Here is a 321-nt window from a genome sequence, read left to right on the forward strand (position 1 = left end):
GACCACCGGCTCCCGTGGCCGGCGAGCGAGACACCGCGTGCGACGGGCCGGCGACTGACCGAGGCCCTCACGCTGGACGGGGCGGCCGCGGAGGCACTGGCGCGACTGGCACTGGCGGAGGAGCGGGCCCGGTACGCCCCGTCGGCCGAACCCCTGGCGACGCCCCGTGACGACGTACGCCTGCTGCGGACGGCCTTCCGCGCCCACGCGAGCCGGCGGGTACGGTGGCGCGCCCGCCTCTTCCCACCGTCGGCCACCAAGAGCCTGCGGCGGGCGGGAACCCGGGTGATGGACGTCTTCGAGTGGCTGGATGTGGCCACT

1 pseudogene is annotated in these 321 nt (G+C 76.3%); it reads left to right on the forward strand.

Going from position 1 to position 321, the window contains the following annotated elements:
- Positions 1-321, forward strand: a pseudogene (locus ACFFNX_RS52275) (transglutaminase); the annotation flags it as partial.

Source organism: Actinoallomurus acaciae (assembly GCF_042429965.1).
Taxonomy (GTDB): Bacteria; Actinomycetota; Actinomycetes; order Streptosporangiales; family Streptosporangiaceae; genus Actinoallomurus; species Actinoallomurus acaciae.